The sequence below is a fragment of the Neobacillus niacini genome, from assembly GCF_030817695.1.
Classification (GTDB): domain Bacteria; phylum Bacillota; class Bacilli; order Bacillales; family Cytobacillaceae; genus Neobacillus; species Neobacillus niacini_F.
On the sequence record NZ_JAUSZQ010000003.1, the window covers coordinates 209,336 to 232,996 of the forward strand.

16 protein-coding genes are annotated in these 23,661 nt (G+C 37.4%); 15 read left to right on the plus strand and 1 reads right to left on the minus strand.

The features are described 5' to 3' along the window. The first annotated feature begins 127 nt into the window (after positions 1 to 127). The 15 genes from QFZ28_RS24615 (at position 128) to QFZ28_RS24685 (ending at position 22,539) form a co-directional block, all read left to right on the plus strand. On the plus strand, positions 128 to 1,600 hold the full coding sequence (locus tag QFZ28_RS24615) for a PAS domain-containing sensor histidine kinase (protein WP_307197273.1): 1,473 nt from the start codon (positions 128 to 130) through the stop codon (positions 1,598 to 1,600). Between the two features lie 409 nt (positions 1,601 to 2,009). Beyond that, entirely contained in the window at positions 2,010 to 3,446 is a 1,437-nt protein-coding gene (locus tag QFZ28_RS24620; RefSeq protein WP_307197274.1) for a GntP family permease, read from the plus strand. 51 nt (positions 3,447 to 3,497) lie between these two features. Continuing rightward, positions 3,498 to 4,274, plus strand: a complete 777-nt coding sequence (locus QFZ28_RS24625) for a 3-hydroxybutyrate dehydrogenase (protein ID WP_307197275.1) — start codon at positions 3,498 to 3,500, stop codon at positions 4,272 to 4,274. A 110-nt stretch (positions 4,275 to 4,384) separates the two neighbouring features. Continuing rightward, complete coding sequence (locus tag QFZ28_RS24630) at positions 4,385 to 5,797, plus strand: sigma-54 interaction domain-containing protein (protein WP_307197276.1); 1,413 nt, start codon at positions 4,385 to 4,387, stop codon at positions 5,795 to 5,797. Between the two features lie 223 nt (positions 5,798 to 6,020). After that, complete coding sequence (locus tag QFZ28_RS24635; protein WP_307197277.1) at positions 6,021 to 7,316, plus strand: ABC transporter substrate-binding protein; 1,296 nt, start codon at positions 6,021 to 6,023, stop codon at positions 7,314 to 7,316. Positions 7,317 to 7,375: 59 nt separating this feature from the next. Next, complete coding sequence (locus tag QFZ28_RS24640; RefSeq protein ID WP_307197278.1) at positions 7,376 to 8,293, plus strand: carbohydrate ABC transporter permease; 918 nt, start codon at positions 7,376 to 7,378, stop codon at positions 8,291 to 8,293. After that, complete coding sequence (locus tag QFZ28_RS24645; RefSeq protein WP_307197279.1) at positions 8,280 to 9,182, plus strand: carbohydrate ABC transporter permease; 903 nt, start codon at positions 8,280 to 8,282, stop codon at positions 9,180 to 9,182. The genes QFZ28_RS24640 and QFZ28_RS24645 overlap by 14 nt, the downstream gene beginning before the upstream one ends. Positions 9,183 to 9,197: 15 nt before the next feature. Next, positions 9,198 to 12,026 (plus strand): beta-galactosidase, encoded by a 2,829-nt coding sequence (locus tag QFZ28_RS24650; protein WP_307197280.1) that lies wholly within the window; start codon positions 9,198 to 9,200, stop codon positions 12,024 to 12,026. Positions 12,027 to 12,083: 57 nt separating this feature from the next. Then, the gene (locus tag QFZ28_RS24655; protein ID WP_307197281.1) at positions 12,084 to 12,680 is read left to right on the plus strand and encodes a YesL family protein; all 597 of its coding nucleotides are present in this window, start codon (positions 12,084 to 12,086) and stop codon (positions 12,678 to 12,680) included. A 165-nt stretch (positions 12,681 to 12,845) separates the two neighbouring features. Then, positions 12,846 to 13,724 (plus strand): family 43 glycosylhydrolase, encoded by an 879-nt coding sequence (locus QFZ28_RS24660; RefSeq protein WP_307197282.1) that lies wholly within the window; start codon positions 12,846 to 12,848, stop codon positions 13,722 to 13,724. A gap of 12 nt (positions 13,725 to 13,736) precedes the next feature. Beyond that, positions 13,737 to 16,016 carry a glycoside hydrolase family 127 protein gene (locus tag QFZ28_RS24665; protein WP_307197283.1) on the plus strand — a complete coding sequence of 760 codons (2,280 nt, stop codon included), beginning with the start codon at positions 13,737 to 13,739 and terminating at the stop codon, positions 16,014 to 16,016. A gap of 202 nt (positions 16,017 to 16,218) precedes the next feature. Continuing rightward, a complete protein-coding gene (locus QFZ28_RS24670) occupies positions 16,219 to 17,562 on the plus strand; it encodes an ABC transporter substrate-binding protein (RefSeq protein ID WP_307197284.1) in 1,344 nt (447 codons plus the stop codon). 63 nt (positions 17,563 to 17,625) lie between these two features. Beyond that, on the plus strand, positions 17,626 to 19,464 hold the full coding sequence (locus QFZ28_RS24675) for a sensor histidine kinase (RefSeq protein WP_307197285.1): 1,839 nt from the start codon (positions 17,626 to 17,628) through the stop codon (positions 19,462 to 19,464). Continuing rightward, the gene (locus tag QFZ28_RS24680; protein WP_307197286.1) at positions 19,442 to 21,061 is read left to right on the plus strand and encodes a response regulator transcription factor; all 1,620 of its coding nucleotides are present in this window, start codon (positions 19,442 to 19,444) and stop codon (positions 21,059 to 21,061) included. Before QFZ28_RS24675 ends, QFZ28_RS24680 begins: the two co-directional genes overlap by 23 nt. Positions 21,062 to 21,258: 197 nt before the next feature. Continuing rightward, positions 21,259 to 22,539 carry a glycoside hydrolase family 27 protein gene (locus QFZ28_RS24685; protein ID WP_307197287.1) on the plus strand — a complete coding sequence of 427 codons (1,281 nt, stop codon included), beginning with the start codon at positions 21,259 to 21,261 and terminating at the stop codon, positions 22,537 to 22,539. A 65-nt stretch (positions 22,540 to 22,604) separates the two neighbouring features. Here the strand turns inward: QFZ28_RS24685 and QFZ28_RS24690 are convergent, their stop codons facing one another. Next, the gene (locus tag QFZ28_RS24690) at positions 22,605 to 23,480 is read right to left on the minus strand and encodes a helix-turn-helix transcriptional regulator (protein WP_307197288.1); all 876 of its coding nucleotides are present in this window, start codon (positions 23,478 to 23,480) and stop codon (positions 22,605 to 22,607) included. Between the last annotated feature and the right edge of the window lie 181 nt (positions 23,481 to 23,661).

Sequence of the window (23,661 nt, forward strand, 5' to 3'; positions counted from 1 at the left end):
TCTGTCTATTTTTTCACTCTTAGTTAGTACCCCATTGGTAATACGTTCCTTTATTAAACATAAACCCCTAAAAAATTTTCGTCTTTGGGTAGGCTGTTATGGAGGAATTGTTGCCGTTATTCTCATTTTGCTGTCTATTCAGGAGCAGGGGTATACATACGATATTCGTTATTCACCCATCATTCTGGTATTTGCCTACTTAGGTCCAATTGCTGGAATTATAACAGGAGCATTTGGTCTACTGGCAAGGCTGTTCTCAAGCGGTCATTGGGACACAGCTATTATCGGCTGGACATGTATGATGTCAGGCTTCTCCCTTATGCATATGTATATAAAAAAACTTACACCTATAAAAAGAACCGTTATTTTATCGGGAACTTATTTAATCATTTATACGATTACCGTTCCTATTATTTTTAATGTATTTAGAGACAATCCATTCTTCCATTTTCAATATTTACTCTTTGTTATCTTAGGTGTAATGATTGGGGTCTTACTAATGGAATCCTATTTAAAGCTCTATAGACTGAATAATAGATTATCAGATATGTATAAGATGGTTGAGGCAAGTGAATCAAAGTACAGGCTGATTGCTGAAAATACATCAGACTTAATTATGGTGATGGATAAAGATCATAATCTTACTTATTTCTCTCCATCTCATGAAATGGTTTTAGGTTATCAATCCAGTGAGTTGGAGGCATTTAAAATATGCAGGTTCATCCACCCTGATGATGTTGAATTGTTTAAAAATACGATTGACGGAATGTTTGATAGTAAAGAGTTGAAATCAATTGAATTTAGTCTTAACCATAAACAAGGTCAATGGATTGAATTTGAGTCAAGGTGCGTACCTGTTGAGGGAGGAAATGGTGAAGTCGAACATATTGTGATTATCAGCCGTGATATTTCTGAACGTAAAAAGGCAGAAGAATTTCTATTGCAATCTGAGAAACTGTCGATTGTCGGTGAGTTAGCGGCAGGCGTTGCCCATGAAATTCGGAATCCACTTACTACAATTAAAGGATTTGTACAGCTTTATAAATGGGAAAATGGTTCTGATGAAATAAATGAACTGGTCCTAAGTGAACTTGCGCGGATTGAAACAATTACCAGTGAAATGCTAACTTTAGGAAAACCACAGGCTGTACAACTTCATCGTACAGATATAAGAGAATTGGTTGAGAATACCCTTGAGCTCCTTTCCCCGCAGGCACATATGGAAAATATTCAATTCAATCTATATGTGGAAGAAGGGGAGTTTTTTATAATAGGCGAAAAGAATCAATTAAAGCAGGTTTTTCTTAACGTTCTCAAAAACGCCATGGAATCAATGCCTGAAGGAGGGAATATTCACATTAACCTGCATAAAGGTGAAAAGGGTGAATGTGTTCTCTCCGTTAAGGATGAAGGCTGTGGAATACCTGAAGAAATTTTGCCTCGACTAGGTGAACCTTTCTATACCTTAAAAGAAAAAGGCACCGGACTTGGGTTAATGATCTGTAATAAAATTATTAAACAGCACCATGGAAGTATTACGTATCATAGTAAAGCACAACAGGGTACGTTAGTTGAAATAAAATTACCTTTGGCAAGTTAAAAAAGAGAGGAGCACTTTCCTTAAGGGAAGGTGGTCCTCTTTTTTAATGCTCTAGCTTCAGGGTGATTCGCTATTTTTGTTGGCACACCACTTCTTGCGAATTGTGGAGCTAGAAAAAAAGTTAATTCCGGAAATGCGGAAAATTCCGGATTTCCGGAATCGACAATTCTCATTATTCCGCATTTCCGGAAAAAACAACGAATCATGTTTGCTAGTTTTTATAACGTTAACCAACTAGATAATAGTATTAACTAGTATAATAAGTAAGAATATTACTATTATTTTGAATTAAAAAGAAAAACTGGCATGGAACTTGCATTTATAAAAACGTAGGCACCAAATGAAAACGCTTACGAAAAGGGGTATTTTGTTTGGAGGCTTGCAAAATAAAAGGTATAGGGGGATTTAAATGGATTTAATTGTTATTCTTCTGGCGCTTGGACTGCTAATGTTCGCCGCCTACCGTGGTTTTTCAGTTATTTTATTCGCTCCATTATGTGCAATTTTAGCTGTTTTATTTATTGATCCAAGTCAAGTTTTACCGTTTTTCTCTGGTGTATTTATGGAAAAAATGGTTGGATTCATCAAATCCTACTTCCCAGTCTTCTTATTAGGAGCAATCTTCGGGAAGGTAGTTGAAATGTCAGGGATTGCCGAATCCATTGCGAAGACAATTGTTCGTATCTTAGGTGCAAAACGTGCCATGCTTACTATTGTGTTACTAGGTGCAATCCTAACATATAGCGGTGTAAGTTTATTCGTTGCTGTATTCGCTATTTATCCATTTGCAGCTCAAATGTTTAGAGAAGCAAATATCCCTAAACGACTTATTCCCGGTACGATTGCACTTGGTGCTTTTACATTCACCATGGACGCATTACCAGGAACGCCGCAAATACAAAACGTAATTCCGATTGCGTTCTTTAAAACTGACATTTATGCGGCACCAATCCTTGGTATCATAGGAGCTATTTTTGTCCTAGCATTAGGCTTATTGTACTTAGAAATGAGAAGGAAAAAAGCAGAAAAAGCGGGAGAAGGCTATTACGGTTTTGGCACTGAGAATGCCGCGGCCTTAGCAAAAGACTTACTAGAAGAAAAAGAGGACGGAGCACCTGATTTAACTTCTAATCAATCTGTTTTGAGACAAGTTTTAGCATTTGTTCCACTTATTCTTGTAGGTGTTACCAATAAACTTTTCATTACGTTTATCCCGAAATGGTATCCAAATGGATTTGATTTTAAAGCTATAGGTTTACCATATACAGTAGACGTGGCAGCGAGTGCTGCTATCTGGGCTATTGAAATGGCTTTAGTTGTCGGTATTATCACCTCACTACTATATGATTGGAAACGAGTAACGCATAAATTTAAAGAAGGACTTAACCAAAGTATTGGCGGTTCACTACTAGCAACGATGAACACTAGTGTTGAATATGGTTTTGGCGGGGTTATTGCGGCACTTCCAGGATTTGCAAAAATCAGTGATGGAATTTCATCGACTTTCACCAATCCGCTTGTAAACGGTGCTGTTACAACTAGTGCACTTGCAGGTGTTACCGGTTCTGCGTCTGGCGGTATGGGAATTGCACTAGGAGCTATGGCTGACCAATACAATAAGGCCATTGCCGCAGCCAATATTCCACCTGAAGTTATGCACCGTGTTGTTGCCATGGCGTCAGGCGGTATGGATACACTACCACACAATGGTGCGGTCATTACTCTTTTAGCGGTTACAGGATTAACGCATAAACAATCCTACCGTGATATTTTTGCCATTACGATCATTAAAACAGTAGCAGTTTTCTTCGTTATTGCTATCTATACTTTCCTAGGTCTTGTATAACATTCAAAAACATACGTTAGATTAGTAAATAAATATTTTAGGAGGGTCTACATGTTAGTAGGAAAAGTAGCGTTTATTACTGGATCTGCAAGTGGAATAGGTTTAGAAATCGCTAAGACTTTTGCACAAGAAGGAGCAAAAGTGGTCATCTCTGATTTGAATAAAGAAAAAAGTGATATGGTTGCGAGCGAGCTAAGAGAGCAAGGATATGAAGCATTTTCTGCTCCTTGTGATGTCACGGATGAAGAAGCATTCAAGAATGCGTTAGAATCGGCACATGGCAGATTTGGAAGAATTGATATTTTAGTAAATAATGCTGGACTTCAGTATGTTTCACCAATTGAGGAATTCCCTACTGAAAAATTTGAGTTTTTAATAAAAGTCATGCTGACGGCTCCATTTATTGGCATTAAACATGTATTCCCTATCATGAAACAACAGGGCTTTGGAAGAGTCATCAATATGGCATCGATTAACGGAGTTATTGGTTTTGCTGGTAAGGCTGCCTACAATAGTGCGAAGCACGGAGTGATTGGATTAACAAAGGTTGCGGCTTTAGAGGGCGCTCAACATGGAATCACGGTAAATGCTTTATGCCCAGGTTATGTTGATACACCACTAGTTAGAAATCAGCTTAAAGACTTGTCTATCACAAGAAATGTTAGTCTCGAACGTGTCATCGATGATGTCCTTCTTACGCTTGTACCTCAAAAAAGGCTGTTAGCGGTATCTGAAATAGCCGATTACGCTGCTTTCTTAGCTAGTGACAAAGCACGAGGAGTTACAGGTCAAGCCGTTATTCTTGATGGCGGTTATACTGTTCAATAGAAAAGAAATCCTGCTCGGTTTACCGAACAGGATTCTTTTATTCTTACTTGGTGAATAACCAAGCCTCTTTGATATAATGAACATAAACAAATCTACTAAGGTGAAAAGATATGAAACTAGGAACGGAAAAAATTCCACATCATTGGATGGAAGAAATTATCAACCTTGCAGGTGAACGAATTGTTGTGGTTGATCGTGAGGGGATTATTCTTTACATCAATGCAGCATATTGTGAATTTCTAGGCACCACGGTTGAAAAAGCGATAGGAAAGCCTGTTCAAGATGTAATTGAGAACTCAAGGATGCATATCGTCGCGAAAACCGGACAAAAAGAGCTGGACGCCCTTCATCCCATCAACGGCAGTGATATGATTGCAAACCGATATCCGCTTATCATTGATGGTGAATTAGTAGGAGCGGTCGGAACGGTTATGTTTCGTAATCCCGAGGATTGGTTATTATACAAAAATAAAATTCAGCATCTTGTTGAAGAGGTCAATTATTATAAAACAAAGGCTGAAAAAAACAGTAAAAGCAAGTATCACTTCAGTAACCTAATTGGGAATAGTCCTTCTTTTTCCGCTGTCAAAAAATTAGCTGAAAGAATTTCCGTCAGTCAATCAGCCGTTTTAATACTTGGAGAATCGGGTACGGGTAAGGAATTATTTGCTTCGGCAATTCACAATAACAGCACGCGTGCAGCTTTCCCATTCGTACCAATAAATTGTGCGTCAATTCCGGAGCATTTACTCGAATCGGAATTGTTTGGTTATGATGATGGTGCATTTACTGGTGCTAAAAAGGGTGGAAAAAAAGGTCATTTTCAAATCGCCAATCGTGGAACGATTTTTCTTGATGAAATTGGTGATATGCCGCTCGCTGCGCAAAGTAAGCTTTTGAGAGTATTACAGGAGCGTGAAATACTTCCCGTTGGTGGTCAAACATCAATTGCTGTAGATGTTCGTATCATTGCAGCTACACATCGAAATTTAGAGAAAATGGTCGAAGAAGGAACATTTCGTCAAGATTTATATTACCGGTTAAACGTAATTAAAATTGAAATTCCCCCACTTAGAGAGCGTAATGGCGATATTGAGTTAATAGCCAACAATCTATTAAAAAAATTAGAAAGAAAATTCTATCGTAAAGGTATTAAGCTATCTTCTGAAGTAATAGAGAGACTAAATCAGCATAAGTGGCCAGGGAATATACGGGAACTCGAGAATGTTCTAGAAAGGTCTATCAATGTCTTAGACGGAGATACAATAGAAATAGCCCACCTGCCATTATATCTACGAGATCGCGAAACAGTAAGTGTTCCAAAAAAATTAAATGAAAAAGAGTCAGTAAACGTTACTGAAAGGCATGTTCAGTCATTAAAAGAAACACTTGCACATGCGGAAAAACAAGCAATACTAAATGCTCTTTCAATTTCAAATGGTAATAAACTGGAAGCAGCAAAGTTACTCGAAGTAGGGAAAACGAAATTCTATGAGAAATGTAAAATTTATTCAATTCATTAAAGAGAAGGGTATCTTCCCAAACGGAAGATGCCCTTCTTTGTGTGTAATGGTCAAAAATTTCGTATAACAAGTAAAATTAGTATTATAGTGTCGAAAAGTAAATTTGATAAGATTTATTTGTAAAGGCTTACAAGTAAAGATGAGAGGTGAAGGACAGGGAAAAGGTGATTGAGACCAAACATATTTGTATGGTTTAAAAAAAGCTAAATTCGGGGGGTAAATGATGAAAAGTTTAAAGAAAATACTTACTGCAGTAACGCTTTCTGCGACATTACTTGCGGCGGGCTGTTCAAGTGATTCTGCGAAAACCTCTGGCTCGTCAGGTAGTGATGGAGACAAAAAAGAAACAGTTTCCTTTACATATTGGGGAGGGGACTTTGACAAGAAGCGAATGGAAGCCATTCGAACAGAATTCAATAAAGAGAATCCAGATATCAATGTAAAATTAATTCAGATTCCTTCTGATGGTTATGATCAGAAATTGCTAACGTCCATGGCTGGCGGATCTTCTTATGATGTTGTTCAGTTAGCTGAAGCATTTAATACTTATGCTGGCAAAGGAACATTAGAAGACTTGACACCGTATATGGAAAAAGACGGAGTTTCTAAGGATGATTATTTCAGCGCAGGTATGGAAGCGTACACATACGACGATAAAGTCATGGCAATGCCTATGCGTTTAGGTGCAATGATCATGTTATACAATAAAGATTTATTCGATAAAAATGGTATCCCTTATCCGACTGACCAATGGACATGGGAAGATTTCCATAATGCAGCCCTTAAAATTACCAACAAACAAGATGGAGTTTTCGGTGTTCAAGGTGTTGGAACTTGGTGGGCAAACTACATGGCTTATGTTGAATCATTTGGCGGAAGCTTAATGACCGAAGACCATACTAAGTTTAATTTGGATTCACCAGAGTCAGTAAAGGGACTTCAATTTATGCAGGATTTAATCTATAAGGATAAAGTTGCTCCTCTTGCTAGTGATATACCAAAAGGCGTTGATTTATGGACAAGCGGAAAGATTGGTATGTTAGTAGATGGTCCATGGCATATACTATCAGCGATTGCAAACATTAAAGACTTCAAATGGGAAGTTGCTCCTATTCCTACAGGGGAGAAATTTACAACACCGCTATTCTCTAATGCTTTTGCGATTCCAAAAGGATCAGAACACAAGGAAGCAGCTTGGAAGGTTGTAAAGTTTTGGACAGGTGAAGTTGGTCAAACCATTTTGGCCAAAGAAGGTGGAGAAGTACCTCCTTTAAAATCAGTAGCAAACTCTGATGCTTACCTTAAAGTTCATGGAGATGCAGTAAATCTTCAAGCACTTGTTACTTCCGTAGATAATGCCTTCGTACCGCCAATTACATCAAAGTGGGGCGAAATCAACAAACTAGCAGATACTTACTTGGCTCCAATTTTTTCAGAAAATGCAGATGTTGAAAAACAACTTAAGGATATGAAGCCTCAAGTAGAAAAAATGCTTACTGAGGCTCAACAGGCAAAGTGAAAAAATGGGAGGGTAGAGGTAGATACTTCTATCCTCCTAAAAGTTAGGAGGGTTCTATAGTGGCAAAAACAAAACAAAACTTTTCTTCCATTTCCAAACATGAAAAGAGAAATTTCTGGATTTATATTTCACCTTGGATTATTGGTTTTCTAGCATTTACTGCTATCCCATTTTTTTCATCATTAGCTTTAAGTTTTATGCAGTGGGATATCATTACTCCTCCCAAATGGGTGGGATTTGATAATTATAAAGAACTAATGGATGACAAGATTTATTTTTGGAATGCCTTACGTAATACAATCTTTTATGCGCTAGTAGGGGTTCCGCTCTCAGTGACATTAGGTTTGCTCTTATCGATCTTGCTTTCAAAAGAAATTAAAGGAATAAATGTCTTCAGAATTATTTTTTACCTGCCAGCAGTGTTCGGTGGAGTAGCTGTCCTTATGTTATGGAGCTACTTGTTATATCCAGGAACCGGAAATGGAGACGCTGGATTAATTAATGCAGCACTTGGATGGTTTGGAATTGAGGGTCCCGGCTGGTCTCAGAGTGAGTTTTGGTCTAAACCAGCAGTTATACTCGTAGGTCTATGGGGTGTAGGGGGAAGTATGATGATTTGGCTGCCAGCGTTAGCGGGTGTTCCTAAGGAACTGCATGAAGCAGCTGAAATAGATGGAGCATCAAGATGGAGGAAATTTTGGAGTGTTACATTTCCATTGATAACTCCAGCTATTTTCTTCCAAGTTACTATGGGCATCATTGGATCTTTCCAAATTTTTATGGAGCCAAAGATTATGCCTGGTAACCAAAAAGCATGGACAGACAGTTTAATGGTTAATTTATTTGACAATGCTTTTACATTTTACAAAATGGGCTACGCTTCTGCAATCGCGTGGGTTCTGTTCATCATGATAATGGTATTGACTGTTATTAATCTAGTAGTCTCAAAGAGGTGGGTATACTATGAGTCAAACTAATACGGAGGTCATTTCACAAGTTCAAATCAATCAAAAAGCAAGGACGAGATCAAAACTTCCGAAGATTATGTTACGGTCCTTACGGTATTTGGTTCTAACTATAATTGCAGCTATGCTGTTATTGCCTTTAGTTTGGACCATTTCGGCTTCTTTAAAACCGTCAAGTGATATCTTTTCCGTTCCAATCAAATGGATTCCTTCTGAGTTTAAATGGGATAATTACTCCAGAGTTCTAAGTATTTTCCCAATGTTTCAATATTCAGCTAATACGCTTGTTATTACCATCAGCGCCATTATCGGACAAGTATTATCCTCCGTTTGTGTCGCATACGGATTTGCCCGTTTTCGTCATCCGCTAGCTAATGTAATATTCCTGCTTGTATTAGCCACCATGATGATTCCTGGACAGGTTACCATGATTCCGCAGTTTTTAATGTACAAAGAATTTGGCTGGATTAACACTTACTTACCACTAATTGTTCCTAACTTTTTTGCTGCTGCGATTAACATCTTTTTATTACGTCAATTTATTATGGGAATTCCAAAAGAATTGGATGAGTCCGCAAAAATGGATGGCTGCAGTTCCTTTGGGATTCTAACGAGAATCATCGCCCCAATGTGTAAACCAATTATTATCACCATCATGATTTGGACGTTTAACGCCAACTGGAATGATTTCATGGGACCGCTTATTTACTTGAATGATCCAGAAAAGTTTACATTACAGCTAGGAATCTATAGTTTAAATGCCGGGCAACAGGGAATCACAGATTACGGTATGATGTTTGCCGCAACATTATTAGCATTAATTCCAACTCTTTTGCTATTCGCAGTAGGTCAGAAATATTTTATGAGTGGAATCAAACTTGGTGGAGCCCTTAAAGGTTAAAGGAGAAGTGATTCTATGAGAATACAAGATAAAACTAAAACAGGTGTTCAATTATCTAGTAAAGGTATTGAAATTAATGGTAAGCCAACCGTTATCCTTTGTGCCTCCCTCTTTTATTTTCGCATTCCAAGAGATCTTTGGAAAGATCGTCTATTAAAAGTTAAAAAGGCTGGGTACAACTGTATAGATGTCTACTTTCCTTGGAACTTTCATGAAACGGAACAAAATAATTGGGATTTTAGCGGAGAGAAAGATGTAGAAGCATTTCTGCAGATGGCTGCCGAAGAAGGGCTCTATGTTGTGGCACGTCCAGGGCCATATATTTGTTCTGAGTGGGATGGCGGAGCTCTTCCTTCTTACTTATTTTCCGATACAAATATTAGATTGAGAGATAATGATCCTGTTTTTCTATCCCATGTTAATCGATGGTTTGATCAAATCTTGCCAATTCTAAAAAAATATGAATTGGGTCAAAAAGGAACGATCATCTGTGTTCAGCTTGATAACGAACTTGATTTTTATGGCTGCCAAGACCCTGAGGGTTATATTTCAGCACTCCGGGATATGGTGTTGGGGAATGGTTTAGAGGTCCCATTAATTGCCTGTGCGGGTCAAGGGGATTTATTTTTAGCAACAGGAAATTCAACGGGTGTTATCCCGGCGTGTAATTTATATCCAAATGATCGAGATCCAGAATTTGAGGCTAAGGTCCATGCATATGTAGATACCTTAAGCAGTGAAAATATACCATTAATGGTAACAGAAACAAATCGATCTCACTTTTTACTGCGACGTTTATTGGCAGGCGGCGCAAAATTATTAGGACCTTACTTGCAGGTGTCAGGAACAAACTTTGGCTTTACGAATGCAGCAAATAATTGGGGAGATCCGCTAGCGCTATTGACTTCTGATTATGACTTTGGAGGAATGATTTCTTCTACTGGAGAAGTACGTCCTGAAGCATACGAAGGCAGATTAATGAGCGGGATCATACAAGCTGCAGGTGATTCATTGGCACTTTCCTCTTATACAAACGATCACAGTTTTACGCTAAGCGGGGCTTCCTCAGATGAGGTGACAGGACCTAATGTTTTGGCATTATATGGCGGCGGATATATGTATTCACTACCTAATGTTAGTAATCAAGAGCAAACTGTTGCCGTTCATATAGAAGGTTATACCTTCCCGGAACAGACAAAACTGATTATTCCAGAGGGAGGCTGCCCGCTATTATTAGCTCAAACGCCGCTAAGTCATTGGGGTGTGCCCGAAGGAAGATTAGAATTTGCTTCTGCTGAACTGATTTATGCACAGACTCAAGGCAATCAAACTAACTTTGTGTTCTCTGGGCAGGGTGAGTCAGAGTTATCATTTATTCTTCCTAATTTGGCGGGTATTGAAACGATAGGCGATCTCGAATTTATACAAAATGGAGAACGAATTATCTTAACAGCTCAAAGAAATGCTACAGGCTCTGCAAAAATCATCTTAACAACAGGGCAAAACCTTACAATTGACCTGCTTGTGCGTGAACAGGCACTTAGATTAAAGGAAGTACAAGCAGATGGGCAATTCATTTTTGAAGAGCTCATTGCACAAACAGTAGAAAAGGATATCCCTCAAATTCAATGGTCAGTTGCGGCATTAAATAACGGTGCACCTGAATTAGGCGGGAACCTTCAACAACTTGGCTCCGATGCAGAATGGTTGGAAAACAGAGGAGTTTACAAAGGATATTCTTGGTATAAGGCTAAATTTAATACACCAGAATCTAGAGGCGTAGCAGGAGTTCTGCTGCAGAATGCAAGTGATATTTGTTCTGTTTATACGGACGATCAATATCTTGGTACGGTTGTACCTGGAGGCGGAAGTTATTATCTTCCATTCGAAGCTGAAAAATCTAGCAGGGAAATGAAGTTATTGGTTCGTTCAGAAATTTGGGGACATTCCAACTTTGATGATTCCCGGCTGCCTGCTTTTCGTCTGAAGGGGCAAAAAGGGTTAACGGGTGCTGTTGCCGTGACTGATATTTTAAAACTAAACAGTAATTGGTGCTTTAAAGAAGTTCTTTCCTCCAATGAGCATCATTCATACACTCACTTGTCTTGTGACACCAAAGGATGGCCGCTAATTAGTTGGGGCTCTTGGATGACTGAACATCATCCATCATATGGTTATTACAAAAAAAGTTTCAATGCATCTAACGATTCCAACTCTTGGATCCTCCATCTTCCGGGAATAAAGTCGCTTGTTACTGTATTTATAAACGGTAACGAGGCAGGAAAGGTTAATCCATTAAATCCATATATAGACCTTACTCAATGGGTAAGGGGTGGTGAGGAAAATAAGCTTACCTTATTTTTAGAAACCTATTATGGCTTAAGTGCTGGAACTGTCCTACTTTACGAAGGTGTAAAAGCAGTAGATTGGGAGTTAACTTCTGCAGATGAAGCGGATTTATGGAACCAAGCGTTAAAGGCTAAATCATTAGCAACTTCAACTGATTTACCTGTTGAGTTAGCTCCAGGAAGCAGTGCTTGGGTTTTTGGAAATCTTGATGGCGTCGATACAACCAACTGTTGGAAGGCAGTATCCATTGGTTCAAATATGAAGTTAACCTTTTATTTGAATGGCAGACTGATTGGCCGAATATGGAACCCATCCAGTACATCGAGGCCGCAAATGAGAGGCGGAAATCCTGAAATAACCTTTATCCCAGGCCCATGGATTCAGAAAGAAGGTAATACATTTGCTATCTTGCTAGAGTCTATTGAACAGGGCGAACCTGGTGTTGTGGAAGAGCTGCGTTTCTTACAAGTGGAAGATGAATGGAAATGCAGATAATGTAAAGTAGAATATACATGCAGCGTAGTAGTAAAAACAGATAAGGAAGTGGATCAAATGTTTAAAGTAGATGGCTTAGTTCATCGTGTATGCACATGGATATATCGTTTTTCTTATTTAAACCTATTATTCTTAGTTAGTTGTCTCCCAATCATAACCATTTTTCCTGCTGCTGCAGCACTCTTTGGTGTGGTTAGACAATGGGTAAAAAAGAATGATCCACCTGTTTTTACTACCTACAAATTGCTTTTTGTTGAAAATTTTAAGCAGAGTATGATACTTGGTCCAGTTGTAACGGGACTATTTATGCTAATCTTTGCAGATTTCTATTTCATTAGTCGGATGCAAATAGGTATAAAGGAAATTTTATTTATTTGTCTACTGATGATTAGCTTCTTTTTATTCATTTCTGTACTTTATCTATTACCTTTAATGGTTAGTGGTTACTATTCATCCAAACAATTGGTGAAAAATGCTTTTCAATTAGCAATATTTAAGCCTTTCATAACTTTGGTGAATTTATTGACCATAATAGGCTTGATATTTATATCGCTTCGTTTTTCTTTTTTCTTAGTATTCTTCTTTTTCAGTGTTTCAGCGTTTATTACTTATTGGTTTTCTGAAAAGAAGTTTATTCATGCAACTATAACATAAGTGTTGAAAAGAGTACGCGATATTAATTAAAGGAGATTGTTTCAAAAGGGGCGAATTGCTACTACTATGAGGCAGTCTTCTTTTATTTATCCATAATAGATTTCTGAATATAAGAGACTGATAGAAGTCATTAAATAATTATTAGAAAACGGAGGACAAGTTAATATGGATAGACAAGGACCAATTATTGAGGGTGAATGGGCGGATCCATTTATTTTAAAAGATGGCGACGATTATTATTTGTATCCAACAAAAGATAGTGCAGGCTGGCTTTACGAAAAATTTCATGTATTTCATAGTAAAGACCTCATACAGTGGGCTGGTCCTTATTTAGCGCTAGATTTGAAGGATGTAGCATGGGCAAAAACAAGAGCATGGGCACCAGGGATAAATAAGTATAACGGAAAATATTATATGTATTTTTCTGCTGAAGCGCAGATTGGTGTTGCTGTTTCTGATTCTCCATTGGGACCATTTAAGGATATATTAGGCCGTCCATTAATTAGTAAAGTTGAATATGAATGCCAAAGTATCGATGCTGACCTATTCATAGATGATGACAATCAGCCATATCTATTATGGGGGCAAGGTAAGTGTTGGATTGTTCCTTTTGAAGAGGATATGGTTACATTCAAATCCGAACCTGTTCTCCTTTCAGACCAACTTTATAAAAATCGAGGTAAAGACCCGAATATATTTGACAACAGTGTTTACAACGAAGGACCTCATCTTCAAAAAATTGATGGAACCTATTTACTCACTTGGAGCAATTATGATACACGTGACCCGAGGTATCAAATTTGTTTTGCAACGAGCAACAATATTTATGGACCATACGAAACTCCGGAAGACAATCGTGTAACACAACCTTCAGACCAATTTTTTGGAACTGGTCATGCGTCTATGACAGAGTATAAGGAAAACTGGTATTTAGTGTATCACCGATTAATTAATCCTGATTGTTCTTTACTCCGGGAAACATGTATAAGTCAAATTAACTTTATTAATGGTAATCCAATTGTGGATGTAGACAAACAAATATAAGGAGTTTACATTATGGAAAAGGTTAAATTATTAGCAGGTATTTTTAAAGAATCCCAGGAAAAGGGAAAAGAGTATTTAATTTACCTTGATGTCGATAGGCTAATAGCTCCTTGCTATGAAGCCGTTTCACAAATACCTAAAAAACCTCGTTACGGAGGCTGGGAATCTACGGGAATCAGCGGGCACTCCATTGGCCACTGGCTTTCTGCTGCGGCAACGATGTATGCGGTCACAAATGATGAAGATCTGCTAAATAAACTTCAATATGCAGTGGACGAACTTGCTTATGTACAAGGCTTTGATCAGGATGGATATGTCAGCGGTTTCCCTAGTGCTTGTTTTGACCAGGTGTTTACGGGCGATTTTGAAGTCGAGAATTTTAAACTTGCTGGTGGATGGGTGCCTTGGTACAGTATTCATAAAATTTATGCAGGGCTTATTGATGTCTATAACGTAACAGGTAGTAAAAAAGCACTGGAAGTAGTAATAAAACTGGCCGATTGGGCTAAAAAAGGAACTGATAACTTAAATGACGAGCAGTTTCAGAGAATGTTAGTCTGTGAGCATGGAGGTATGAATGAAGCATTGGCTGATCTTTACTCCATTACAAATAATCAGGATTATTTGGAGTTGGCCATTCGCTTTTGTCATCAGGCAATCCTTGACCCTTTGTCTAAAGGAATCGATGAACTCGAAGGAAAACATGCCAATACCCAAATTCCCAAAGTGATAGGGGCTGCTAAGCTTTATGAAATCACTGGAAATGAAGAGTATAAAAAAATGGTCGTTTTCTTTTGGAATGAGGTCACAAAAAATCGGACCTATATTATTGGCGGTAATAGTATAGGGGAACACTTTGGACCCATCAATAAAGAAACACTAGGGGTTACCACGAATGAAACTTGTAATACATACAACATGCTAAAGTTAACAGAGCATTTGTACAAGTGGTCTCACCAAACTGAATATATAGATTACTATGAAAGAGCACTTTACAATCATATCCTTGCCTCTCAGGATCCTGATTCAGGAATGAAAACGTATTTTGTGTCAACCCAGCCAGGTCATTTTAAGGTGTATTGTTCACATGACGATTCTTTCTGGTGCTGTACAGGGACAGGAATGGAAAATCCGGCCCGTTACACAAGGAATATCTATTACTGGGAAGATGATGATGTGTATGTCAATCTATTTATTGCATCGGAATTAGTAATGGATAATAAGAGAATAAGAATGAAACAAATAACGGACTTTCCAAAATCAAATAAAGTGAAAATATTGTTTGAAGAGTCGCATGCTGAATTTGTAAAACTGCATATCCGAGTACCAAATTGGGTAACTGGTGAAGTGCGTGCAGTAATAAATGGAGCAGAACAAATCTCTGTATCTAAAAACGGCTATTTGACAATTGCTAGGAACTGGGATTCAGGAGATACCGTAGAATTTGAACTTCCTATGAATCTCCATATCTATTCCGCAAAAGATAATCCTGCCAGAGTAGGAATCATGTACGGTCCAGTTGTTTTGGCAGGTGCTTTAGGGAAAGAAAATTTTCCTGAAAGCGACATTTTAGAGGATCACCTTAAATTAAACAATCATCCATTAATAGAAGTACCAAGCCTTGTCGCTGATAAAAATAATCTAGAAGAGTGGATCAAACCCGTTGAAGGTTTACCATTGACTTTTGAAACGTTAGAAGTGGGACAGCCTGGAAATGTAAAGATAAACCTTATCCCGTTTTATGAGCTGCATCACCAACGATATACATTATATTGGAATCTACTGGATAAAGAAGCGTATAAGATATTTGAGGATAAAGAAAAGGATGAACTGGAAAGATTGAGGTCAGTGACTGTTGATGTGGTTCAGCCAGGGGAGCAGCAGCCAGAAATCGAACATGGAATCAAATCTAAACATTCATACACCGGCTATTCTCATTATCTTCAAAAGTCTTGGCGTGATTGCAGAGGAGAAGGGTATTTTAGTTATAAGATGGCAGTAGAGCCAAATAAACAAATGTATCTTCTGGTTTCATATTATGGCCGTGATAATGCTTTTTTTGATAATGGAGAGAATTATGACCGTGACTTCGAAATTCTAATTGATGGAAAAGTTATCGCCCTTCAAAAACTAGATGGTAAATTATCTGATACTCTTATAGATATATGTTATGAAATTCCCAATGCTTTGACAGAGGGAAAACAGAAGGTGGAAGTCAGATTCTCTTCTCTTACTGGGAAAGTTGCAGGTGGAGTTTATGGGGTTAGAGTAATTAATTCTCCTCACTATTAAAAAACTTTTATATCAAACAGCCCCCAAAAAATATTTGCCTATACCAAGTGAGGGATAGGCAAAGTTTCTTTGTTGAATACTGGAAAAAAATAAGATGCCAAATTTTCTGTAAAAATAGTATACTAATTTATATAAATTTGGAAAATTGACGACTATTTTGTAAAGGTTTTCATTCTAAGGATAAATCTCCGGGGGGAAAAGGATGAAGAATATTTGGGCTTTATTGATATGTACGGTGATATTTCCAGTTCTAGTTACAGGTTGTTCTGAAATCGATAACAAGGCATTGTCTGACTCGAAAAATGAAAATAAGGTCACGATAAAATTCCATTCCCATGGGAATGAGAAATCTTACAACTGGAAGAACACGATCGATGCTTTTGAGAAAAAGTATCCAAACATTGATGTAGAATTAGTGATTCTCAGTGAAAAGGGAGACACGCAGGAAGCTACTAAGAAATTAGATCTTGCTGCAGCATCCGGTGAACAGATGGATGTCATCATGTTCAGTGAATCCGCAAGTTATTCACAGCGTGTAAGCATGGGTATGGTTGCTCCTCTTGATGAATTTATTAAGAAAGAAGGATACAAAGTTTCAGAAGAATATAAAGTCGATACTGAAATAAACGGGAAATATTATGCTCTGCCAGGAAAATTTAACCCTTGGTATGTTCTTTTAAATAAAGACCATTTGGATGCCGCAGGTCTTAAGATCCCAAAGGATTGGACTTGGGATGAATTCATGGAATATGCAAAAGCTATGACACGGGACGGGCATTACGGAACCTATTTCCACGGGCCGCAAAATGGAAGCTGGATGGAGTATTTGAGGCTGGCGCTTGCAAGTGAAGCTGAAAAAACTGAATTTACAACAGATGACGGGAATTCAAATCTCAATCATTCCCTCTTTAAGAAGACACTTGAAATTAGAGTAAAGATGGAAAAAGCGGACCAATCAGCTGTTCCGTATGCAGACATCCTAACAAATAAGCTTAATTACAGGGAACAGTTTTTTAATCAAGCAGCAAGCTCCATTATAATAGGAAGCTGGATGAATAGCGAGCTTGGAGGCACTGAGATAAATCCATTAAATTTCAATATTACTGTTGCTCCTTTCCCTAAAAATGATAAAGCTGATATAGGAGGATATACTCCAGTAACAACCGACTATATGGCAATTGCTGCTAAATCAGAGCACAAGAAGGAAGCATACACATTTATCCGATGGTACACAACGGAAGGACAAATTATTCAAGGTAAGAACGTGCCATCATGGAATAAAGTTAGTGATCGTGAATTGACTAAAATAATTGATAAGATTCTTGGTGGAACAAAAAATCCTGAAAGAATTGATGAGGATTCTCTTATTCATGTCTTAACAAACTCGAAGTCTTCTAAAATTATTTCACCTGTTCCCAATCAGGCTGAAATTTATAAAGTACTTAACGAAGAATACGAAAAGTTAATTTTTGGTGAACAAAATATCGATAGGACGATTGAGGTTTCACAAGAGAGAGTACAAGAAATACTTAACAACAATAAATAATTTATTTGACTATCGAGGGGGTTCTAATGGTACCCCACAGCTCCGGTAGGAGGATTGAGGATTATGAGGAACAAGGGTAAGGAGATGCTATCATCAAGTTCTTTTCGTTTTAAAGTTATGTTCATCTCTATCATTTGTCTTGTCATTCCTGCAACTTTGACCTTATTTATCTATAACTATTTAACGAAAGATACAATAAAGGAACAGGCGCAGTTAAATGCAAATACGGAGCTTACAATTGCCAATGAATACGTGGAGAAGCTTCTGGAAGATATGATGTATATTACAAACTTTATTCAAGTGGACGCGGAAATGAATACGATATTAAAACGAAAAATAAAGAGTGCTGTTGAACAAACTGAAGAACAAAAATATCAGCAGTTTTTAGATGATAGTAAAATTAACAAAACACTAGAGAATATTACATTGGTTGGAGAAAAATCCTATGTTACGATTCTTTTGAAAAACGGTATATCCTATACAAATTATTCTAACTCGGAATTAGATCCTACTGATTTATATATGGAAGATTGGTTTAAGGAATTAAATAATATAAAAGGCTACGAAACGGTGTGGATTAGAAGTCAGCCCACAATGTTTAAAACCGAGAAGCCCATTAATCCCTATCAAATATCAGTTGCAAGAACATTAAGGGATGAAAGTTTAAATATTTACGGATATGTAACCGTAACCATAATGGAAAATAATATTAATCAAGTATTCGAGAACATGAATGGTGATGAAGATATGATTCTTTTAGATTCGTCAAACCATATTATTTCACACAACAATGATTCTAGAATTGGCGAGCAATTCCAATACAGTAATCAGCTTACGGAAGAAAACTCCTCAAATATCTTTCGGATTTCAAAAAAGGACTATTTAATTGCTGAACAAAAAATCTCGTTTACCGGCTGGAAGTTAGTATCGATAATACCCTATAAACAAGCAACAAATAAAATTAACGGAATATTTAACAAATTATTCATTGTTCAGGTTGTATCTTTCACTATTTTTCTAATCCTTATGACATATTTTTTAAGAACGATTACAAAGCCGATAGTACGTCTAGGTAATGTAGCAGACTTAGTCCAGCAAGGAAATTTAAACATCCGCTCCCGTATTCAAAGCAAGGACGAGATAGGGAGACTTTCTGCCTCCTTCGATCAGATGCTTAATACCATCAATGATATGATTCGGGACATCACAGATACTCAGGAAAGAAAAAGAAAAGCAGAATTGGATATGCTTCAGGCACAAATCAATCCTCATTTCCTTTTTAATGTTCTTAATTCCATTCGAATGAAGGTCATGGTAAAAGGAGATAAAGAAAGTGCTAACATGATTAGTTCCTTGTCAAAACTACTTCGTATGACGATATCGAAAGACAAAGAAATCATCACATTTCAGGAAGAGGTTCAAATCGTCTTGGATTTTATTAACATCATGAATATGAGGCAAAAAGAAAAAGTGAATGTAGAAATAACCATTCATGAAGAGACTAATTTAATCATGATTCCAAGGTTTATTCTTCAGCCAATTATTGAAAACAGCATCATTCATGGTCTAAACCAGAGTGCAGGCAAGATTATAGTCAATGCGGAAATGACAGAAAATGAAGTAATGATCATAGTAGAAGATAATGGCGGAGGAATGGACGAGCAGACATTATTTCAATTAAAGAGGAAATTTATTCACTCTAACACTCTAGATATTAGCACATCTAAAAATAATAAAGGCTTCTCGTCTATAGGAATATCAAATGTATATGAACGAATGTATATGACTTTTGGTGAGGAATTCAAAATGGATATAAAAAGTGAATTAGGTAAGGGAACACAAGTCATTATGTCCATCCCTAAAGGAGGCAGGAGACCTAATGTACAAAGTAATGCTAGTTGACGATGACTATCCAGTAATAGAATTATTGTCAGAAACGATTGAGTGGGAGAACCTGGGATTAATGCTTCAAAGTACGCACGAAAATGGTGCAGCCGCCTTCGAAAAAGCTCTGAATGAGATGCCTGATATATTAATTACAGATATCGGCATGCCAAAGATGAACGGAATTGAATTAACTAAACGGCTAAAAGAGCTAAATCCCCATTTGCAGGTTGTCATTTTATCGTGCCATTCTGAATTTGAATTTGCAAAACAGGCACTAAGGCTGCAGGTACAGGATTATTTAGTAAAGGACATGTTTGATCCAGAAGACCTATGCCAGGTAATCAAAAAGATCGTAGATACCCTTGAAAAACAAAAAAAGAAAGATGTTAAGCAGGTTCAATTACAACAGCTGTTAGATAAAAATAAGAACAGCATGAGGGAAAGATTTATCAAGAAAACCATCAATCAAGTATCAGTGGATGAAAAAGAGTGGCTAAATGAGGCGGAATCTTTAGGACTTCAGTTAGATAGAACAACATACACAGCTTCAATGGCCATGATTCTTGACTACAATGTAGAAAAAGAAAGATACCTATCAGAAGATATATTAACTTTTGCCATTCAAAATATTTTCTCAGATATTATTAAAGATTCTAAATCTGAAGCAGTTTTCTTTAGTATCGGGGCAAGAGAATTTATTCTGTGTTTTCCGGTTTCACTTAAACGAAAAAAAGGCTCCTTTGATGAAAAACAAGAATGTATAAAAAAAGTTCAACATGCCTTAACAAAATATTTTAATATGAATCTATCTTTTATGATTGGTGAAAGCTTCTCAAGCTTTACTGAATTGAGACATGAATTAATACTTTTACAAAGTGCAAAACATCAGCGGTTTTATATGCCACCTGGAACCATTCATAAAAGAGAAGTTGTACAAACTGAAAATGATGACTTATTTTCGAAATACGACGAAGCAGCTTCAGACTTTAGAGAGTTAATGGTCGTTAAAGATGAGGGTATGATAAACCATATTGTTACCAAATGGATAACCTTTATTGAAGAAAAGAAGTTTCATCCTGAATTGGTGAAGGAATGGATGTTAAAACTGCTTTTAGATTTTAAGGTTAAATTACAGGCACTGCAATTATTTCGTTCCAAATATATTGTGGAAGGTCTGCATAATAAGATTATTTCCAGTAATTATTTATGTGAATTAAAAGTCTTGCTCATTGACTTTTTTAAATCACTTTTGAAGCGTTCTGAAGCGGCTTATAGTCAGACAAAGCGAAAGGAAATTTTGGATGCTATCGGTTACGTTTCTAGAAATTTAGAAAAAAGAATCAGTCTGGAAGAGGTATCCAGCTATTTATTTATAAACCAAAGTTACTTTAGCCGCCTGTTCAAGAAAGAGGTTGGTGAAAACTTTGTTGAATTTGTTACCAAAATGAAGATTTCCAGGGCTAAGGAATTGCTTGAACAAACGACTGACTCTGTAGGGAAAATTTGTGAACGTCTCGGATATGATAACCAAAGCTATTTTATTAAACTATTTAAAACGCATGTAGGGGTAACGCCAATTGAGTTTCGGAGTGGGAAAGTATCAGCAGGGTAAAGTCCAGATCTTTCAAAGTTCTGGGCTTTTTTTGTTCAGTAAACTAAATATGTCTGCCGCTAATAAGGCTAAAAAGTAAAATTACTTGAGTGTTCAGTAAAAATAATTGCATTGTGTTAAATATATTAAATATTATAATAGTTTGTAAGCGCTTTGAATTACGAATGGATAACACTTTGAAAGGAACTAAAATCCAAATGAGACATCATACATTAGCAAAAACACCTCCATTAGGCTGGAATAGCTGGGATTGTTACGGTGCAGCCGTTAGGGAAGAAGAAGTAAAAGGCAATGCTCAGTACATGGCTGAACATTTAAAACCGTATGGCTGGGAGTATGTAGTGGTAGATATTCAATGGTATGAACCAGGTGCAGTCTCTTCTATATACCGCCCATTTGTACCTCTGGAAATGGATGAGTATTCTAGGTTAATTCCTGCGGTAAACCGCTTTCCTTCTGCAGAAGGAGGTAAAGGGTTCAAACCCTTAGCAGACTATGTGCATAACCTGGGATTAAAATTCGGTATTCACATCATGCGAGGAATTCCGCGGCAGGCTGTTCATAAGAACACACCAATTTTAGGAACAAACGTCGGGGCGAGAGATATAGCCCATCCAAATTCGATTTGTCCATGGAATACGGACATGTATGGGGTAGATGCATCTAAAGAAGGGGCGCAGGAATATTATAATTCCCTGTTTCAATTATACGCAGAATGGGGAGTAGATTTTGTTAAAGTGGATGATATTGCAGCCTCGAGGCTTTACCACATTCATAATGAAGAAATAGAACTGATTCGAAAAGCCATTGATCATAGTGGGAGAGATATGGTCCTAAGCTTATCACCAGGACCCGCACCACTTGAATATGCAGAGACACTTAAAGCGAATGCCAACATGTGGAGAATGACGGATGATTTTTGGGATCAGTGGAACCTTCTCTATGGAATGTTTGAAAGATGTGAAAAATGGAGCGAGCATTCTGCTCCGGGTCATTGGCCTGACTGTGACATGCTGCCGCTTGGACATATCGGCATCCGTTCTGTTGATGGAGGCGGTAGTGACCGCTGGACACGCTTCACCAGAGATGAACAAGTAACAATGATGACACTGTGGTCTATTTTCCGCTCACCACTGATGTTTGGCGGAGAACTCCGAGACAATGATGAATGGACCCTTTCGTTGCTTACCAATAAAGAAGTATTGGAATTAAATCAGAACAGCCATAGCAAACGTCTTGTTTACAATCAAGATGATAGGATTGTCTGGACCGCTAAAGATAGACAGGATCATACTTACGTAGCATTATTCAATGCAAGTGATGAAGCTGCATTGGTACAAGTATCGTTGGAACAGTTAGGACTTACATCCTCAAAAAGGATGAGGGATATTTGGAAGCAGGAAGAGCTTGGGCAAGTCCAAGATAGGATTAGCAAAACTCTCCGGCCGCATGGATCTGTGCTGATTAAGCTTTATTGATTGAAGTCGGGCAAAGTCTTTGAGAATAAAGACTTTGCTCGATTTTGTTATGATAGTGGGTTTCTTTACAGAATGTTCCCAACATATTGTTTTCGAAATTGACTGGGTGATAGTTTTTCTAGTTTTTTAAAGACCCTGCTAAAATATGCCGACTGGGTAAATCCGCAAACTTCTGAAATCCTATCCGTACTCCAATCTGTTGAAACGAGCAGAATCTTTGCTTGGTCTATACGTATTTTATTAATATATTCAATCGGCGTACAGCCAAAAGCCTGGATCATACATCTTGCAATATGATTAGGATGAAACCTGAGTGCATGGCCTAGATCTTCGTAAGTGATCTTTTGGGCATAATTTTTCCTCAAATAAATGGCAGCTTTTTCTGCGACTGCAAATGCAGGCATAGAGTTTGCTAATTTCGTATGCGTTGAAAGCTCCTGAAGTAATTGTTGAAAGAGAATTTGACGCTGCCATTCTCCCGTGTAGATTGACTCATGTTCAGAAGAAATAATTTTCGAGCACAAATGATCGATTGTTTCTAGATTTGATAATTTACAATACTGAGGCAGTGTAATGCCGAATGGACTTTCAACAAAAACGTTTCTCGACTCTTCAGTTGCTTTTTCACCGTATTGGAAGGGTTTAGATGTCATTAGGTCCTGCCAGCCTTTGGATGCAGTGAAATGAAACCAAAAAAAGTGAGTAATTTGGTCACAGGGTGATATAGAAAAATGGTGCCGGTCTGGGTAGAGGATTAGCGTATCCCCTCTGCTAACCTGAAATTGTTGGTCATCTTCACCCATGTGCAATCGTCCTTCTGTGACAACTAACAAATCAAAAACACCAATCTTGTTACGATTTATATGTGATTGTCCAATATCAAAAGTATTTTGACCAGCAGCAACCAATGTTGGCAGTGGAGGGGAAAATAATTGAAGCATTTCTATCTCCTTTTATGTTAGGATTGTGCAAATTTTTGTTATGATTTTGTATTTTATTCTTTAATTATAACCATATAATAGGTTCATAAATGTTTTATTTTTGTTACTAAGGAAAAAAGACTAAAAGTTAAATATAAATACATATAAAGGGAATTGCGATAATAATATGTATTTATGTTTT

Excerpts from the sequence above, each read along its gene's own strand:
- QFZ28_RS24620 (WP_307197274.1), top strand. The coding sequence starts at position 2,010 with ATGGATTTAATTGTTATTCTTCTGGCGCTTGGACTGCTAATGTTCGCC.
- QFZ28_RS24625 (WP_307197275.1), top strand. The coding sequence starts at position 3,498 with ATGTTAGTAGGAAAAGTAGCGTTTATTACTGGATCTGCAAGTGGAATA.
- QFZ28_RS24630 (WP_307197276.1), top strand. The coding sequence starts at position 4,385 with ATGAAACTAGGAACGGAAAAAATTCCACATCATTGGATGGAAGAAATT.
- QFZ28_RS24635 (WP_307197277.1), top strand. The coding sequence starts at position 6,021 with ATGAAAAGTTTAAAGAAAATACTTACTGCAGTAACGCTTTCTGCGACA.
- QFZ28_RS24645 (WP_307197279.1), top strand. The coding sequence starts at position 8,280 with ATGAGTCAAACTAATACGGAGGTCATTTCACAAGTTCAAATCAATCAA.
- QFZ28_RS24650 (WP_307197280.1), top strand. The coding sequence starts at position 9,198 with ATGAGAATACAAGATAAAACTAAAACAGGTGTTCAATTATCTAGTAAA.
- QFZ28_RS24655 (WP_307197281.1), top strand. The coding sequence starts at position 12,084 with ATGTTTAAAGTAGATGGCTTAGTTCATCGTGTATGCACATGGATATAT.
- QFZ28_RS24660 (WP_307197282.1), top strand. The coding sequence starts at position 12,846 with ATGGATAGACAAGGACCAATTATTGAGGGTGAATGGGCGGATCCATTT.
- QFZ28_RS24665 (WP_307197283.1), top strand. The coding sequence starts at position 13,737 with ATGGAAAAGGTTAAATTATTAGCAGGTATTTTTAAAGAATCCCAGGAA.
- QFZ28_RS24670 (WP_307197284.1), top strand. The coding sequence starts at position 16,219 with ATGAAGAATATTTGGGCTTTATTGATATGTACGGTGATATTTCCAGTT.
- QFZ28_RS24675 (WP_307197285.1), top strand. The coding sequence starts at position 17,626 with ATGAGGAACAAGGGTAAGGAGATGCTATCATCAAGTTCTTTTCGTTTT.
- QFZ28_RS24680 (WP_307197286.1), top strand. The coding sequence starts at position 19,442 with ATGTACAAAGTAATGCTAGTTGACGATGACTATCCAGTAATAGAATTA.
- QFZ28_RS24685 (WP_307197287.1), top strand. The coding sequence starts at position 21,259 with ATGAGACATCATACATTAGCAAAAACACCTCCATTAGGCTGGAATAGC.
- QFZ28_RS24690 (WP_307197288.1), bottom strand. The coding sequence starts at position 23,480 with ATGCTTCAATTATTTTCCCCTCCACTGCCAACATTGGTTGCTGCTGGT.